Raw genomic sequence first — 14,059 nt, forward strand, 5'->3', positions numbered from 1 at the left:
GTCACCACCTCGTCCGCATCCCGGCCGTCATGCTGGCCTCGCTGACTTCTTGCGTCATCGGCAGCAGCGCCTCGATGGCCCGCGCCACATGGGCGATGTCCGCCGCCGCGGCGCTGCCCGGCGCCATCTCATGAACCAGGCGCATATGCGCCTGCGCCTCGCTCAGAGCGTCGTCGCGGCTCACCGCGCCGAGCAGGCGCGCGCCCAGGTGGCGCGCCAAGGTTTCCGCCGCCGTGCGCGAAAGGCGCGAGTGCATGTCAACGCCGTTCAGCACGAACTGAAGGCGTCCCGTGAGCAGGGCGGACATCGTGCCGCCGCCAAGAAAGCGGCCGCTCTCCACCTCGCCCAGCACCGCGGCGCTGATTGCATCGCTCTGGAGCACCGTGACGACCACCGTCGCAAGCGGCGCGGCCACCGCCAGCGGCTGCGAGGGTCCCGGCGGCAGGTCGGCCAGCACCAGCAGCCGCGGATCGGACAGCATCTCCCGCAGGGGGCCGCTCAGCAGGAGCGGGTCGCGCTCCAGGGCCGCAGCCTGGTGCAGCGCCGCGCGCAGGTCGGCGGCGCCATGCGGAAGCAGCGCCACCCCCGAGCTCGTGGGCCGCACCAGGCGGCGCCAGTCGGGCTGCCGGAGAAGTTCGGCCATGAAGCCGGCGGTGTCATGCAAGGGAATGCCGAAATGCAGCCGAAGGGCATTCTGCGGATCAAGATCGATCACCAGGACGGATCGACCGGCGCGCCGCAGCGCGTCGGCCACATTCGCAACCAGCGTCGTCTTGCCCACTCCACCCTTGGGCGATGCGAAAGCGATCAGCGGCATCGAATTCTCAGCCCAGCCCCGTCAGGCGCAGCGCCCGCAACACGTCTGGAACGGCATTCTCCACCGGCGCCGGCCGCGCCGGTGGAGCCGCCGGCTGCCCGATCCGGCGCAAAAGGTCGCCGAGGCCGGTGGAGGCCGCAGCGATGGGGGCGGCCGCAGGCTCACCGGCCAAGGAGGTGGTCACGGGCTGCGGCGGAGAGGAGAGCGCGGCCAGCAGCGGAGGCGGGCCGACGGGTGCCGAAGCCGGAAGGCCGGAGGGCGGCTGGACTGTCCCGAGCATGTTCAGCAAGGGCGGCAGCGCGGCGGGGGCGACCAATGGCCTGGAAAGCGCCTGGTTCAGTAAGGATGGCTGAAAGGGAATGCCGGCAGCCTGCTGCGCCTCGGCCGTCCGCAAGGCCGCCAGCAACGAGGCGGCGCCTCCCAGCGGGGACGGCGTTGAAGCGGCCGGCAACACCGATGGCGCCGCAGGCGGCAAGGGGGCGGTAAACGGCGGAGCAGCGTCCCGCGATGGCCCTCCGAGCGCGGGCGGAGCTTCGGGGCGTGGTGGCAGAAGCGCCGCATGCCGCTCCACCGCCGCCATGCCCAACTGCGGCATGGAAAGAGGATTTGGCCTGTGAGGAACATCGCTACCAGATGCGGCCTGAGGAGAAACTTCTATCTCAGGTTGCTTTTTGAGGAGGTTTTCAACTCCAGGAACCAGTGGTAGTGTCGCCTCACCGGCGGAGACAAATGGGGGTTCCCCTGGAGCGGCGCCAGCAGGGAAGCCTGCCGGAAAATCCGGCTCAGTCACCTCGGAGGTTTCGCGGACGGGCTGATTCCCGAAGGAGCGGTAGCGGATGCCCGGCGTCTGCAATACCGAAACGACGCGAGCTATGTCCGTGTCCTGGCCCATTTTGCGCACTCTCACGTTAGTTCCTCACGAGAAAATGCCCTTTCGGGAGCCGGGATGAAACCGGAGATTTCATATCGCTCCGGGAGTTTTGCTGCTTTTCTCATGGTGTGGTGGAAAGAGCACTCAGAATCAGAAGCTTAAGCACGGCCGAGTAGTAATCTTCACCTCCGCCGCTTCGCTCCGGGTCCGAATCGGGCACTGTGCCGTCGCAGACATAGCCGGCGACGGCCCGCATCCCGGCGGACGCGGGGTAGGGCGCGACGCGCTGGCTGAGCAGATCGGCCCAGGCTGGCACACCGCGATGCGCGTGATCGCGCCAGAAGCCCATGGCCGCCTGCGCGGCCGGCTCCGCCTCCAGGCCCGCCCAGCGCAGGTAGAGGGGAACCCGCACCGCATCATAGGAAAAGCGGGGCGGCCACCGGCGCGGCAGCGACAGCGCACCATCGTTCCGGCCGAGCGCCAGCCAGTCCGGCGGCAGGTTCCAGCGGCCGAAGCGGGCCCGCCGCAGCAGCACCAACCCGTCCCTGGCCAACCGCAACCAGGCGGGGTCGGGCACGGCGCGCGCCAGCACGCCAACCAGGGGAAAGGCGTAGTAGGACGGGTTGAGCACCACGTCCTCCACCTCCTCGAAGCCATGCACGCCCGGCAGCAGCACCGTCAGGCCCGCGACCTCGCGCACCAGCAGCCGGAGCACGTCGCGCGCCATGGCGGCGCCCACCTCGGTGTAGCCGGCTTCTCCCCAGCGGCTGCCCGCCAGAAGCAGCGCTGCTGCCACGAAGAGGTCGCCGTCGGCGGCGTTGTTGCGGTCGGGCACCGCGTCCGCGGCGCCTGGCTGGAAGCGCCATGCCAGCAGCCGGTCCTGCGGGCGTTGCAGGACATGTTGCGTCCAGTTCCAGAGCAGGTCGAAGCTGGCGCGGTCGCCGCAACGCTCGGCGCAGAACATCGCCCAGCCCTGCCCCTCGGAGTGAGAGACACCGCCGTTGCCGGTGTCCACCACCCTTCCCTCCGGCCGGATGAAGCCTTGCCGGAAGGCATTCCAGGCGGCGAGGAAGGTCGCCGAAGGCTGCGCCGCGACCGCTGGCGCCGCGACGGGAATCGTCAGCGGCGCGGCCAGGGCGGCAAGCAGCACACGACGGGGCAGGAGCGGCGACATGCCGGCACCCTAGGTGGGAAGTCTTGCCAGGAGGTTGATGGAAGGGGCCAGGACGGCCTCAGCCTGCCTTCCTCCCGCCCCGGTTCTCGCCCCTCCCCTCGGGCATGCCGGCCGATCCCGTGATGCGGCGGGTCGAGCCGGCGCGTGCGGCTGCTTGCGGGGCGGGCCGGCGGCACTTTCCGGTCCTGACGCGGCAGGACGCCCCGGCCCGGCGCCTCAGCCGGCGGCGGTGAGCCATTCGCGCAGCAGGGCGGCAGCGGTTTCGGGCTGCTCCATGGTGGGCAGATGGCCGCAGCGGGGGATCCGCACCAGCCGCGCCTGCGGGATGGCGTCGGCCATCTCCTCGGCAAGCTCGGGCGGCGTCAGGATGTCCTGCTCGCCAACCGCCACCAGGGTGGGCTGGCGGATCTCCGGCAGCAGGGAAAGCGAGTCCGGCCGGTGCAGGATGGCGTGCTGCTGGCGCAGGAAGGCGTCGCGCCCGACCCGCTCCGCCATGGCGCGCACCTCGTCGCCGAGCGGGCCGTCCACCGCGTCCGGATGCAGCAGGCTGGGAAGCAGCCGAGGCGTCACCCCCCGGAACTGGCCGCTGCGGGTCAACGCCATCAGCGCCTTGCGGCGGCGGGCCGCCTCCGGCGCGTCGGGCCGCGCCGAGGTGTCGAGAAGCGCCAGCCGGGTCACCCGCTCCGGCGCCTGCCGCATGATCTCCAGGGCGACGTAGCCGCCCATGGACAACCCCGCCAGCGCGAAGCGGGGCGGCGCGAGCGCCAGCGCCCGGGCCGCCATGGCACCCACGCTGTCGTCCAGCGTCAGGTCGGCGATCCGCGCCTCGGCCAGGTTCCCGAGGATCGCCACCGGGTCGCGCCAGAGCCGGGCATCGCAAAGCAGGCCGGGAAGAAGCAGCAGGTCGTGGGGCTCGTGCATGGCGCAGATGCAGTTACGCCGCCTGGAAAGCCACCGCAACCGGTCGAAAACCTTGCCAATCCGGTGCGGGCGGCGCATATCCACCGCTGAATGGCCGGAGGACGGGCCGCGTGGCTTGCGCGGGGCCTCCTGATGCACATCCCGCCGCGTGCCGGCGAAGGAACCGACTGCCCTTGAGCGATCAGCCTGACGCGACCGCGCCCAGCGTGGCCGAGACCGAACATTACGATGACCTGAACACCTCGGCCGGCGCCGCGCCGGCCGTGGATATCGCGCGGCCCGACGAGTCGGCCGCCCCCGCGCCCCCGCGCGCCACCTTCGAGGATCTCGGCCTGTCCGAGCCCCTGCTGCGTGGCGTCGTCGAGGTCGGCTACATCCACCCCACGCCCATCCAGGAGCAGGCCATCCCGGTCGTGCTGATGGGGCGGGACGTGCTGGGCTGCGCACAGACCGGCACCGGCAAGACCGCCAGCTTCGTGCTGCCGATGATGGACATCCTGGCCGGCTCCCGCGCCAAGGCCCGGATGCCGCGCTCGCTGATCCTGGAGCCGACGCGCGAGCTGGCCCTGCAGGTGGCGGAGAACTTCGCCAAGTACGGCCAGCACATGAAGCTGAACTATGCCCTGCTGATCGGCGGCGAGAGCATGTCCGACCAGACCGACGCGCTGAACCAGGGCGTGGACGTGCTGATCGCCACGCCAGGCCGCCTGCTCGACCTGTTCGAGCGGGGGCGGGTCATGCTGGCCGACTGCAAGGTGCTGGTGATCGACGAGGCCGACCGCATGCTGGACATGGGGTTCATCCCCGATGTCGAGCGCATCGTCTCGCTGCTGCCGCCGCTGCGCCAGACGCTGTTCTTCAGCGCCACCATGGCGGCCGAGATCCGCAAGCTGGCCGACGCCTTCCTGCAGAACCCCAAGGAGATCACCGTCTCCGCCCCCGCCTCGGTGGCGACGACGATCACCGCCGGCGTCGCCCTCGTGCAGCCGCACGACAAGCGCGAGGCCCTGCGCCGGCTCATCCGCAGCGAGGACGTGCAGAACGCCCTGATCTTCTGCAACCGCAAGCGCGACGTGGACGTGCTCTACAAGAGCCTGACCAAGCATGGATTCCAGGCGGGCGCGCTGCATGGCGACCTCGCCCAGTCCGTGCGCTTCGCCACGCTGGAGAAGTTCAAGGCGGGCGAGCTGCGGCTGCTGGTCTGCTCGGACGTGGCGGCACGGGGCATCGACATCGGCGGTCTCAGCCATGTCTTCAACTTCGACGTGCCGTTCCGCGATGAGGACTACGTCCACCGCATCGGCCGCACCGGGCGCGCCGGGCGCGAGGGGCGCGCCTTCACCATCGCGACGGCGGACGACGTGAAGCTGGTTAGCGCCATCGAGAGCCTCACCGGCAAGCCGATCCCGCGCATCGAAATCCCGGGCCTCGACCCGGTGACCGCGGAGGAGTTGGCGGAGGCGGCCAGCGCACCACGCGGCCGTGGCCGCGGCAGGCCGGCCGCCAAGGGCCGTGAGCGGGAGGAGCGCCCGCGACGGGAGGCCCGCGGCGGCGAGCGTGGCCCGAGCCGCGTGCGCGAGGAGCGTCCGGCCCGCCCCGAGGCCGAGGCACGCCCCGCCGAGCTGCGCCCGGCCGAGGAGGTGCGCCCGCCGCGCCGCGAGGACCGGCGCCGTGACCGCCGCGAGGACCGGCAGGAGCGCCGCGAGGACCGGCGCGACGATCTTGGCCCGCCGGTGCGCGGCTTCGGCGACGCGATTCCGGCCTTCATGCTGATCCCCATCCCGCGTCCGCAGCGCGAGGCGGCCACCGCCGTTCCCGCTGCCGCGCCGGAGGACCCGGCGGACAGCGCGGCGGCCTGAGCGCTGCGCCGCGCGGCCGGCCGCCAGCCGGTTGCCGCGCGGCCGCGGCGGCGTCAATCTCCGGCCCCTGGCGCCGCCCCGGCGGCGCCGTTCCGCTGATGTTTCGCCGGCTGCCGGCCCTTCCAGGAGAGAACGTTATGAATGTCGTGACCCAGAGCGCCCGACCGAGCTTCGTGTGGGACGACGCCCTGCTGCTGGAAGACCAGCTCTCCGAAGACGAGCGCATGATCCGCGATGCGGCGCATCAGTACTGCCAGGAGAAGCTCTTCCCCCGCGTGCTGGAAGCCAACCGCCATGAGGTCTTCCATCGGGAGATCATGAACGAGTTCGGCGAGATGGGCTTCCTGGGCGCGACCCTCGACAGCCATGGCTGCGCCGGCGTCAACTACGTCTCCTACGGCCTGATCGCCCGCGAGGTCGAGCGGGTGGACAGCGGCTACCGTTCCGCCTTCTCCGTGCAGTCCTCGCTCGCCATGTTCCCGATCTGGGCCTATGGCACGGACGCGCTGAAGGACCGCGTGCTGCCTGGCATGCAGAAGGGCGAGCTGGTCGGCTGCTTCGGCCTCACGGAGCCGGATGCCGGCTCCGACCCGGGCTCGATGCGCACCCGCGCCAGGAAGGTGGATGGCGGCTACCTGCTCTCCGGCTCCAAGACCTGGATCACCAACTCGCCGATCGCCGACATCTTCGTCGTCTGGGCCAAGGACGAGGCCGGCGACGTGCGCGGCTTCGTGCTGGAGAAGGGCGCCAAGGGCCTGACCGCGCCGAAGATCGAGGGCAAGTTCTCGCTCCGCGCCTCCACCACCGGCATGATCATGATGGAGGAGGTGTTCTGCCCGGAGGAGAACAAGCTCGACGTGAAGGGGCTGAAGGGGCCGTTCTCCTGCCTCAACCGCGCCCGCTACGGCATCGCCTGGGGCGCGCTGGGCGCCGCCGAGTTCTGCTGGCACGCCGCCCGCAACTATACCATGGATCGGAAGATGTTCGGCCGCCCCCTGGCCGCGACCCAGCTCATCCAGAAGAAGCTGGCGGATATGCAGACCGAGATCACCCTCGGCCTGCACTCCGTGCTGCGGCTCGGCCGGCTGTTCGACGAGCACCGCGTGGCGCCGGAGATGATCTCGCTCTGCAAGCGCAACTCCTGCGGCAAGGCGCTCGACATCGCCCGCGTGGCGCGTGACATGCACGGCGGCAACGGCATCGCCGACGAGTACCATGTGATCCGCCACGTCATGAACCTGGAGGCGGTGAACACCTACGAGGGCACCCACGACGTGCATGCCCTCATTCTGGGCCGCGCGCAGACCGGCCTGAACGCCTTCGGCTGAGCCTGCCGGGGCCCGGCGGCGGAAGGGTGACGCTTCCGCCGCCGGATCCGCCTGCTGGCGCGCCCGCCGTCACAGGAAAACCCACGACCACAATGAACGCCGTTTCCCTGACGATCGAGAGCCTCGGCGCGGGAGGCGACGGCATCGCGCGCGACGCGGAGGGCCGTCCGCTCTTCGTGCCCGGCACGCTGCCCGGCGAGGCGGTGCGCGCCACTCCGGGTGGCCGCCGCGGCGAGGGCAGCCTCGCCACCCTGGACGAGGTGCTCGCGCCCAGTCCCGACCGCGTGGCGCCCCCCTGCCCCCATTTCCCGGCCTGCGGCGGCTGCGCGATGCAGCACTTCGCCGCCGCGCCCTATGCGGCGTGGAAGCGGGCTCGGCTCGGCGAGGCGCTGGCCCGCGCCGGCTTCGAGGATGCGCCGGTGGCGGAAACCCGCGTCACCCCTCCCGCCACACGGCGCCGCGCCGACCTCGCCCTGCGGCGGCGCGCCGATGGCAGCGTCGTGCTCGGCTTCCACGAGGCGGGGGGAGCCGCGGTGGTGGACCTCGCCACCTGCCTGGTGCTCGACCCCGCCCTGGTGGCGCTGTTCGAGCCCTTGCGGGCGTTGCTGCGAGGGCTGCAGGCCTTCCGGCGCGAGGGCTCGGCGGTGCTGAACCTGCTGGACACCGGCCCCGACCTGCTGCTGCGCCTCGACGGCACGCCCGGCACTGCCGACCGCGCCAGCCTCGCCGCCTTCGCGGGCGCACAGGGGGTGCCGCGCATCGCCGGCGCTTCGCCGAAGGGGGGCGCCACGGAGACACTGGCGCAGCTTGGCCCGGTTTCCATCGCGCTGGGCGGCGTGCCGGTGGCGCCGCCGCCCGGCGCCTTTCTGCAGGCGACGCCGCAGGGGGAGACCGCCATTGTCGAGGCGGTGCTCAACGGTTTGCCAAAGAAGCTCACCGCCAAGACGCGGATCGCCGAGCTGCATGCCGGGCTGGGCACCCTCTCCTTTCCCCTCGCCACGCGCGCCCGCGTCACGGCCTATGAGGGTTCCGCGGACGCCGTGGCGGCGTTGGACGCCGCCGCGCGCAAGGCGGGTGGACGCGTCGCGGCGGTGCGGCGCGACCTGGCGCGGCAGCCGCTGATGGCCAGGGAGCTGGATGGCTTCGCGGCGCTGGTGCTGGACCCGCCTTACGCCGGGGCGGCCGACCAGATGCCGGCGCTCGCCCGCAGCAGCCTGCAGCGCATCGTCTATGTCTCCTGCAACCCGGCGGCACTGACCCGGGATGCCAGGCTGCTGCACGCCACCGGCTGGAGGGTCGCGCAGGCCACGCCGATCGATCAGTTCCTCTGGTCCACCCAGCTGGAAGCGGTGGTCGCCTTCGAACGGGAGCGCCGAGAAGCCCGCGCGTCTTGACCGCGGCCGCAGCCTCCCCACCCTTGGGAAAGGGGCAGCGCGCCCCAAGGGAGGTCTCGATGGAATTCGACCGACGCAGCCTGCTGCAAGCCGCCGGCCTGGCGCTGGCGGCACCCGCCCTTCTTCGCCTTGGCCTGGCGGAGGCGCTGGCGCAGGGCGCGCCCTCCACACCCTCTTCCGGCCCCTCCGCGCAGGCGCCGGGCTTCTACCGCTTTCGCCTGGGCAGCCGGGTGGTCACGCTGCTGAACGACGGCTTCGGCAGCCGTCCCAACCCGACCCAGGGCTTCGTGCGCAACGTTGAGCCCGCCCAGGTGGAGGCCGCCCTGCGCGAGGCCTTCCTGCCCACCGAGCAAATGCCCATTCCCTACACCGCCACGGTGCTGGAAACGCCGCAGGGGCTGGTGCTGTTCGACACCGGCACCGGCGGGCAGCTCGGCCGGACGGCGGGCAACATCCCGGCGAACATGCGCGCTGCCGGCTTCTCCCCGGATGACATCGCCATGGTGGTGATGACGCATTTCCACGGCGATCACATCTCCGGCCTGACCGATGCCGCCGGCAATCCCACCTTCACCAAGGCCGAGATCGTCGTGCCGAAAATGGAGTGGGACTTCTGGATGGACGACGGCCAGATGAGCCGGGCGCCGCAGGGCATGAAGGGCGCCTTCGAGAACGTCCGCAAGCGCTTCGCACCCTACCAGGGGCGCCTCCGCCAGATCGAAAGCACGGCCGAGGTGGCGCCGGGAATCCAGGCGCAGCCGACCTTCGGGCACACGCCGGGCCATACCAGCTACCTGCTCTCGGACGGCAACGAGCAGGTCATGCTGCTGGGCGACGTCACCAACCGGCCTGAACTGAACCTGGCGCATCCAGGCTGGCACCTGGTCTTCGACATGGATGCGGCACAGGCGGAAGCGACGCGCCGCAAGGTTTTCGACCGGATTGCCGAGGAGCGCATGCGCTGCATCGGCTACCACTTCCCCTTCCCGGCGAATGGCTATGTTGCCAAGGAGGCGGAGGGCTACCGCTTCGTGCCGGCGAACTGGTCGAGCGAGGCCTGAAACACCGGCGGCAGTTTGCGGGGCGACACCGTCGCCCCGTCGGCGGCCCAGAGGAGCGGCGCCCCTTCCCTGGAGCCTTCGGAAAGGCTTCCGCCGTCAGACGTGGAAGCTTTCCCCACAGCCGCAGCGCCCCTTCTCATTCGGATTGGTGAAGGTGAAGCCGGCGGACATGGCCTTCACCTCGTAGTCCATGGTGGTGCCGATCAGGAACAGAGTGGCCTTGCGGTCCACCAGGATCGCCAGGCCCTTGTCCTTCACCACCTCGTCGGCGGGGCCGGGGGCGTCGGCCCAGGTGAGATCATAGGCCATGCCCGAGCAGCCCTTGGTGCTGACGCTGATGCGCAGCAGCTTGCCCTCCTGCGCGCCGGCATAGAGCTTGCGCAGGCGCTCGGCGGCGGCCTCGGAAAGCTGCATCAGCGGAGGCAGGGCGCGGGCGGGACGGGGCGTCGTCGTGGTGGTGCTCATCTTGGCCTCAAAAGTGGCGAGGGCTCAGTACATGTTCAACGCCAGCCGGGCGTCCTCGCTCATGCGCGAGGGGTCCCAGGGCGGGTCCCAGACAACCTCGACCTTCACGTCCGAGACTCCGGGAACGGTGCGGACCATCTCCTCCACCTGCGCCGGCAACTCCTGCGCTGAGGGGCAGGAAGGCGCCGTCAGCGTCATCTCCACCTTCACGGCGCCGTCCTCGCCAATCTCGATGGCGTAGATCAGGCCCAGCTCGTAGATGTTGACCGGGATCTCCGGGTCGTAGACCTGGGCGATGGCCCCGATCACGCCGTCCTCGGAGACGCGCGGCGTGGTCTCACCCTCCGGCGTCCAGGCGCCATGGGCCTCCTGCGGCGCGTCGGTGGCAGGAATTCCGTCACTCACTGCTGACCTCCTTGCCCTCGTTGTCCAGCGCGGCATTCAGCGTGTGCCAGGCCAGCGTGGCGCATTTCACCCGGCTCGGAAACTCGGACACGCCACCAAGCACCTGCAGCCGCTCCATCTCGTCGGCCAGGGAGGCGCCGCAATCCGGGCAGGTGCCGGTCATCGCCAGCTCGCGGAACTTGCCGGACAGCTCGCGCGCCTCGTCCTGCGTCTTGCCGCGCACCGTCTCGGTCATCAGGCTGGCGCTGGCCATGGAGATGGCGCAGCCCTTGCCCTGGAAGGCGACGTCGGCGAGGCGGCCATCCGGCGCCAGCTTGACCCAGAGCTGCATGCGGTCGCCGCACATCGGGTTGTCGCCACGGCCGGAGCGATCGGCATCATCCAGCCGGCGGAAGTTGCGCGGCTTGCGGCCGTGGTCGAGGATGACCTCCTGGTAGAGGTCGCGCAGGTCGTCGAACATCAGCGGAAGAACTCCCGTGCCTTTCCGAGCGCCTCCGCGAGGTAGTCCACCTCGCCTTCGGTCGTGTAGAGGCCGAAGGAGGCCCGGCAGGTGCTTTCCACGTTAAATCGGGCGTGCAGGGGCTCGGCGCAATGGCGGCCGGAGCGTACCGCGATGCCGGCGCGGTCCAGCAATGTCGCGAGGTCATGGGCGTGGGCGTTGTCGAGCGCGAAGGCGAAGACGCCGCCGCGGTCCTGCGCGTGGCCCAGCAGGGTCAGCCCCTCGACCGCCGAGAGCCGTTGCATGGCATGGTCCACGAGGTGCCGCTCATGCGCCTCGATGGCCGGCATGCCGATGGCCTGCACGTAGTCGATCGCCGCGTGCAGCCCGACCGCCTCGACGATCGGCGGCGTGCCGGCCTCGAACTTAGCGGGGACGGGTGCGGGCAGGAAGCCCTCCAGCGTGACCTCGGAAATCATGTCGCCGCCGCCGAGGAAGGGCGGCATGGACTCCAGCAGCTCCATCCGGCCCCAGAGCACGCCGATGCCGGTCGGGCCGTAGAGCTTGTGGCCGGTGAAGACGTAGAAGTCACAATCGAGCGCCTGCACGTCCACGCGGCGGTGCACGGCGGCCTGGGAACCGTCCAGCAGCAGCTTCGCGCCGTGGGCATGGGCCAGCTTCGCGATGCGCTCGGCCGGCGTCACGGTGCCCAGCACGTTGGACATGTGCGTGACGGCGACCAGCCCGACCTTGCCATCGGCCAGCTTGGCCTCCAGGTCGGCCAGGTCGAGCTCGCCGGCATCGGTCACGCGCGCGACGCGCAGCTCGATGCCGTGCGACATCCGCAGCATGTGCCAGGGCACGAGGTTGGCATGGTGCTCCATCTCGGAGATCAGCACCGCCTGCCCCGGCTTCAGCACGCCGCGCCCATAGCTGTGCGCCACGAGGTTGATGGCGGCGGTGGAGGAGCCGGTGAAGACGATCTCCCGCTCGCTCCGCGCGTTCAGGAAGCCGGCGACGGCACGGCGCGCCGCCTCATAGGCTTCCGTGGCGCGTTCGGAGAGGAGATAGGCGCCGCGATGGACGTTGGCGTAGCCCGTCTCCATCATTGCCGTCATGGCCTCGACGACCTGGCGCGGCTTCTGGGCGGAGGCGCCGGAGTCGAGGAAGACCAGATCCTTGCCGCGCTGCTTCCGCGACAGGATCGGGAAATCCTGCCGGATGCGCGCGACGTCGAAGCCGCCCGTGCCCTTCGGTGCCACCGCCCCGTCCATCACGCCACCTTCTCCCACCAGCCGGCCACCGCCTCGGCAAGCGCGGCGCGCGCCGTCTCGTCCGTGACGCCCTCCACGGCTTCCTGCAGGAAGGCCTCGATCAGCAGCGAGCGTGCCGTGGCCTCCGGAATGCCGCGCGAACGCATGTAGAAGACCTGATTCTCGTCCAGCTCGCCCACCGTGGCGCCATGGCTGCACTTCACGTCGTCGGCGTAGATCTCAAGCTGCGGCTTGCTGTCGATCTCGGCCTGGTCTGAGAGCAGCAGCGCCTGGTTCATCTGGTAGCCGTCGGTGCGCTGCGCGATCTGGTCCACCAGGATCTTGCCCTGGAAGACACCGCGCGACTTGCCGGCCAGCACCGTCTTCACCGTCTGGCGGCTCGGGCAATCCGGCGCCGAATGCTCCAGGAAGGTGGTGCAGTCGCCATGCTGCCCGTCGCCGAGGAGCTGCGCGCCGTTCAGATGCGCCGCCGCCTTGGGGCCGGCCAGCGTCACATGCGCCTCGCTGCGCGCCAGCTTCGCCCCGGCATGCAGCAGGAAACTGTCATAGGTGCCGCCCTCCGCCACGCGGGCGAAGACGGTGGAAAGATGGATGCCACCCTTCCCTTCCTGCTGGAGGCGCGCATGGGTGACGTGCGCCTCGGCGGCCACCTCGAACTCCAGCACCGGGCTGTTCAGGTAGCGGCCCTCGCCATGGCCCCAGTTGCGCTCGATCAGCACCAGCTTCGCGCCGGCACCCAGCCGCACCAGATGGCGCGGATGCACTGCCACCGGACGGTCGGCCAGGGTGACGTGCAGCAACTCGACCACGCCGCCATCCTCGCCGGCGGCCAGGTCGATCAGCGCGCCGTCCTCGAACATGGCGGTGTTCAGCGCCACCAGAGGCAGGTCCTCGGTGCGGGCGAGGCTGCCAAGCAGTCCCTCGGCGGCGCCGAGATGGTCCGCCAGGTTGCGCACCGGCGCCTCGGGGTCCGACAGGTCGGCGCGGAAGCGGCCGTCCACAAACACCACGCGACGCGGCGCGGCGGCGCGGGGCAGCGGCAGGGCGCCGTCCACGGAGGTCAGCGCCTCGCCAAAGCCGGCCTGGGTCAGCGGCGCGAGGTCGGTGTACTTCCAGGCCTCGACACGCCGGGTCGGGAAGCCCTGGGCGCGGAAGGCCTCGGCGGCCGCCTCGCGGCGGGCGGCCAGCCAGGGCAGCCGCTGCCCCGGAAAGCGGGCGCGCAGCCCCTCGTAACGCTGCAGGAAGCCGGCCGCGCCGGGTTCGGTCAGCGCGTTGCCGGCCGTCACGATGTCGCCTGTTGCGCTCATGCCGCCTGCACCGAGTTGTAGCCGCCCGCCTCGAGCTGCTTGGCCAGCTCGGGCCCGCCGGACTGCACGATGCGGCCGTTCATCAGGACGTGCACGCGGTCCGGCACGATGTAGTCGAGCAGGCGCTGGTAGTGGGTGATCACCAGCGAAGAGAAGTTCGGGCCGCGCATGGCGTTCACGCCCTCGGCGACGATCTTCAGCGCGTCGATGTCGAGGCCGGAATCGGTCTCGTCGAGGATGGCGAGGCTGGGGTTCAGCAGCGCCATTTGCAGCACCTCGTTGCGCTTCTTCTCGCCGCCGGAGAAGCCGACATTGACGCCGCGCTTCAGCATATCCTCCGGCATCGAGAGCGCCTTCATCCGCTCGCGCGCCAGCTTCAGGAACTGCATCGCGTCCAGCTCGGGCTCGCCCTTGCCGCGGCGGATGGCGTTCAGCGCGGTGCGCAGGAAGTTGGCGTTGCCCACGCCCGGCAGCTCCACCGGGTACTGGAAGGCCAGGAAGAGGCCCGCCGCGGCGCGCTCCTCCGGTTCCATGGCCAGCAGGTCCTGCCCGTTGAACGTGGCGCTGCCGCCGGTGATCTCATAGCCCTCGCGCCCCGAGAGCACGTAGGAGAGCGTGGACTTGCCCGAGCCGTTCGGCCCCATGATGGCGTGGATCTCGCCCGTCGGCACCTCGAGGTCGATCCCCTTGAGGATCTCCTTGCCCTCGACCTCGGCGGTCAGCCCTTCGATCTTCAGCATCGTC

General features: G+C 70.8%; 14 protein-coding genes. 4 read left to right on the plus strand and 10 right to left on the minus strand.

Annotated features, from left to right (window positions below; genetic code table 11):
* Nucleotide 1: 1 nt before the first annotated feature.
* The 4 genes from E0493_RS02710 to E0493_RS02725 all read right to left on the minus strand — a co-directional run bounded on the left by E0493_RS02710 (nucleotide 2) and on the right by E0493_RS02725 (nucleotide 3,783).
* Nucleotides 2-817, minus strand: a complete 816-nt coding sequence (locus E0493_RS02710) for a cellulose synthase operon protein YhjQ/BcsQ (RefSeq protein ID WP_160935378.1) — start codon at nucleotides 815-817, stop codon at nucleotides 2-4.
* A gap of 7 nt (nucleotides 818-824) precedes the next feature.
* Nucleotides 825-1,223, minus strand: coding sequence for a hypothetical protein (locus tag E0493_RS02715; protein WP_160935379.1), 399 nt, complete (start codon nucleotides 1,221-1,223; stop codon nucleotides 825-827).
* A 586-nt stretch (nucleotides 1,224-1,809) separates the two neighbouring features.
* Nucleotides 1,810-2,862 (minus strand): glycosyl hydrolase family 8, encoded by a 1,053-nt coding sequence (locus tag E0493_RS02720; RefSeq protein WP_160935380.1) that lies wholly within the window; start codon nucleotides 2,860-2,862, stop codon nucleotides 1,810-1,812.
* 216 nt (nucleotides 2,863-3,078) lie between these two features.
* Nucleotides 3,079-3,783: an alpha/beta fold hydrolase gene (locus E0493_RS02725; protein WP_160935381.1), complete on the minus strand. Its 705-nt coding sequence runs from the start codon at nucleotides 3,781-3,783 to the stop codon at nucleotides 3,079-3,081.
* 167 nt (nucleotides 3,784-3,950) lie between these two features.
* Between E0493_RS02725 and E0493_RS02730 the strand changes: the two genes are divergently transcribed.
* From E0493_RS02730 to E0493_RS02745, 4 genes are all read left to right on the plus strand, one after another.
* Nucleotides 3,951-5,642, plus strand: a complete 1,692-nt coding sequence (locus E0493_RS02730) for a DEAD/DEAH box helicase (protein ID WP_408888409.1) — start codon at nucleotides 3,951-3,953, stop codon at nucleotides 5,640-5,642.
* A gap of 137 nt (nucleotides 5,643-5,779) precedes the next feature.
* Nucleotides 5,780-6,970: an acyl-CoA dehydrogenase gene (locus tag E0493_RS02735; RefSeq protein ID WP_160935383.1), complete on the plus strand. Its 1,191-nt coding sequence runs from the start codon at nucleotides 5,780-5,782 to the stop codon at nucleotides 6,968-6,970.
* A 92-nt stretch (nucleotides 6,971-7,062) separates the two neighbouring features.
* Nucleotides 7,063-8,364 (plus strand): class I SAM-dependent RNA methyltransferase, encoded by a 1,302-nt coding sequence (locus E0493_RS02740; RefSeq protein ID WP_202396870.1) that lies wholly within the window; start codon nucleotides 7,063-7,065, stop codon nucleotides 8,362-8,364.
* 59 nt (nucleotides 8,365-8,423) lie between these two features.
* Nucleotides 8,424-9,425: an MBL fold metallo-hydrolase gene (locus E0493_RS02745; protein ID WP_160935384.1), complete on the plus strand. Its 1,002-nt coding sequence runs from the start codon at nucleotides 8,424-8,426 to the stop codon at nucleotides 9,423-9,425.
* 96 nt (nucleotides 9,426-9,521) lie between these two features.
* Here the strand turns inward: E0493_RS02745 and E0493_RS02750 are convergent, their stop codons facing one another.
* From E0493_RS02750 to sufC, 6 genes are read right to left on the minus strand one after another with little or no spacing between them, the layout of a single operon-like run.
* A complete protein-coding gene (locus E0493_RS02750; protein ID WP_160935385.1) occupies nucleotides 9,522-9,890 on the minus strand; it encodes a HesB/IscA family protein in 369 nt (122 codons plus the stop codon).
* 24 nt (nucleotides 9,891-9,914) lie between these two features.
* Nucleotides 9,915-10,295, minus strand: a complete 381-nt coding sequence (locus tag E0493_RS02755; protein ID WP_367614445.1) for an SUF system Fe-S cluster assembly protein — start codon at nucleotides 10,293-10,295, stop codon at nucleotides 9,915-9,917.
* Complete coding sequence (gene sufU / locus E0493_RS02760; RefSeq protein WP_160935387.1) at nucleotides 10,288-10,755, minus strand: Fe-S cluster assembly sulfur transfer protein SufU; 468 nt, start codon at nucleotides 10,753-10,755, stop codon at nucleotides 10,288-10,290. Before sufU ends, E0493_RS02755 begins: the two co-directional genes overlap by 8 nt.
* Complete coding sequence (locus E0493_RS02765; protein ID WP_160935388.1) at nucleotides 10,755-12,008, minus strand: aminotransferase class V-fold PLP-dependent enzyme; 1,254 nt, start codon at nucleotides 12,006-12,008, stop codon at nucleotides 10,755-10,757. The genes sufU and E0493_RS02765 overlap by 1 nt, the downstream gene beginning before the upstream one ends.
* Nucleotides 12,008-13,315: a Fe-S cluster assembly protein SufD gene (gene sufD / locus E0493_RS02770; RefSeq protein WP_160935389.1), complete on the minus strand. Its 1,308-nt coding sequence runs from the start codon at nucleotides 13,313-13,315 to the stop codon at nucleotides 12,008-12,010. Before sufD ends, E0493_RS02765 begins: the two co-directional genes overlap by 1 nt.
* Nucleotides 13,312-14,055: a Fe-S cluster assembly ATPase SufC gene (gene sufC, locus E0493_RS02775; RefSeq protein WP_160935390.1), complete on the minus strand. Its 744-nt coding sequence runs from the start codon at nucleotides 14,053-14,055 to the stop codon at nucleotides 13,312-13,314. The genes sufD and sufC overlap by 4 nt, the downstream gene beginning before the upstream one ends.
* Between the last annotated feature and the right edge of the window lie 4 nt (nucleotides 14,056-14,059).

Source organism: Teichococcus coralli, assembly GCF_009829925.1.
Taxonomy (GTDB): Bacteria; Pseudomonadota; Alphaproteobacteria; order Acetobacterales; family Acetobacteraceae; genus Pseudoroseomonas; species Pseudoroseomonas coralli.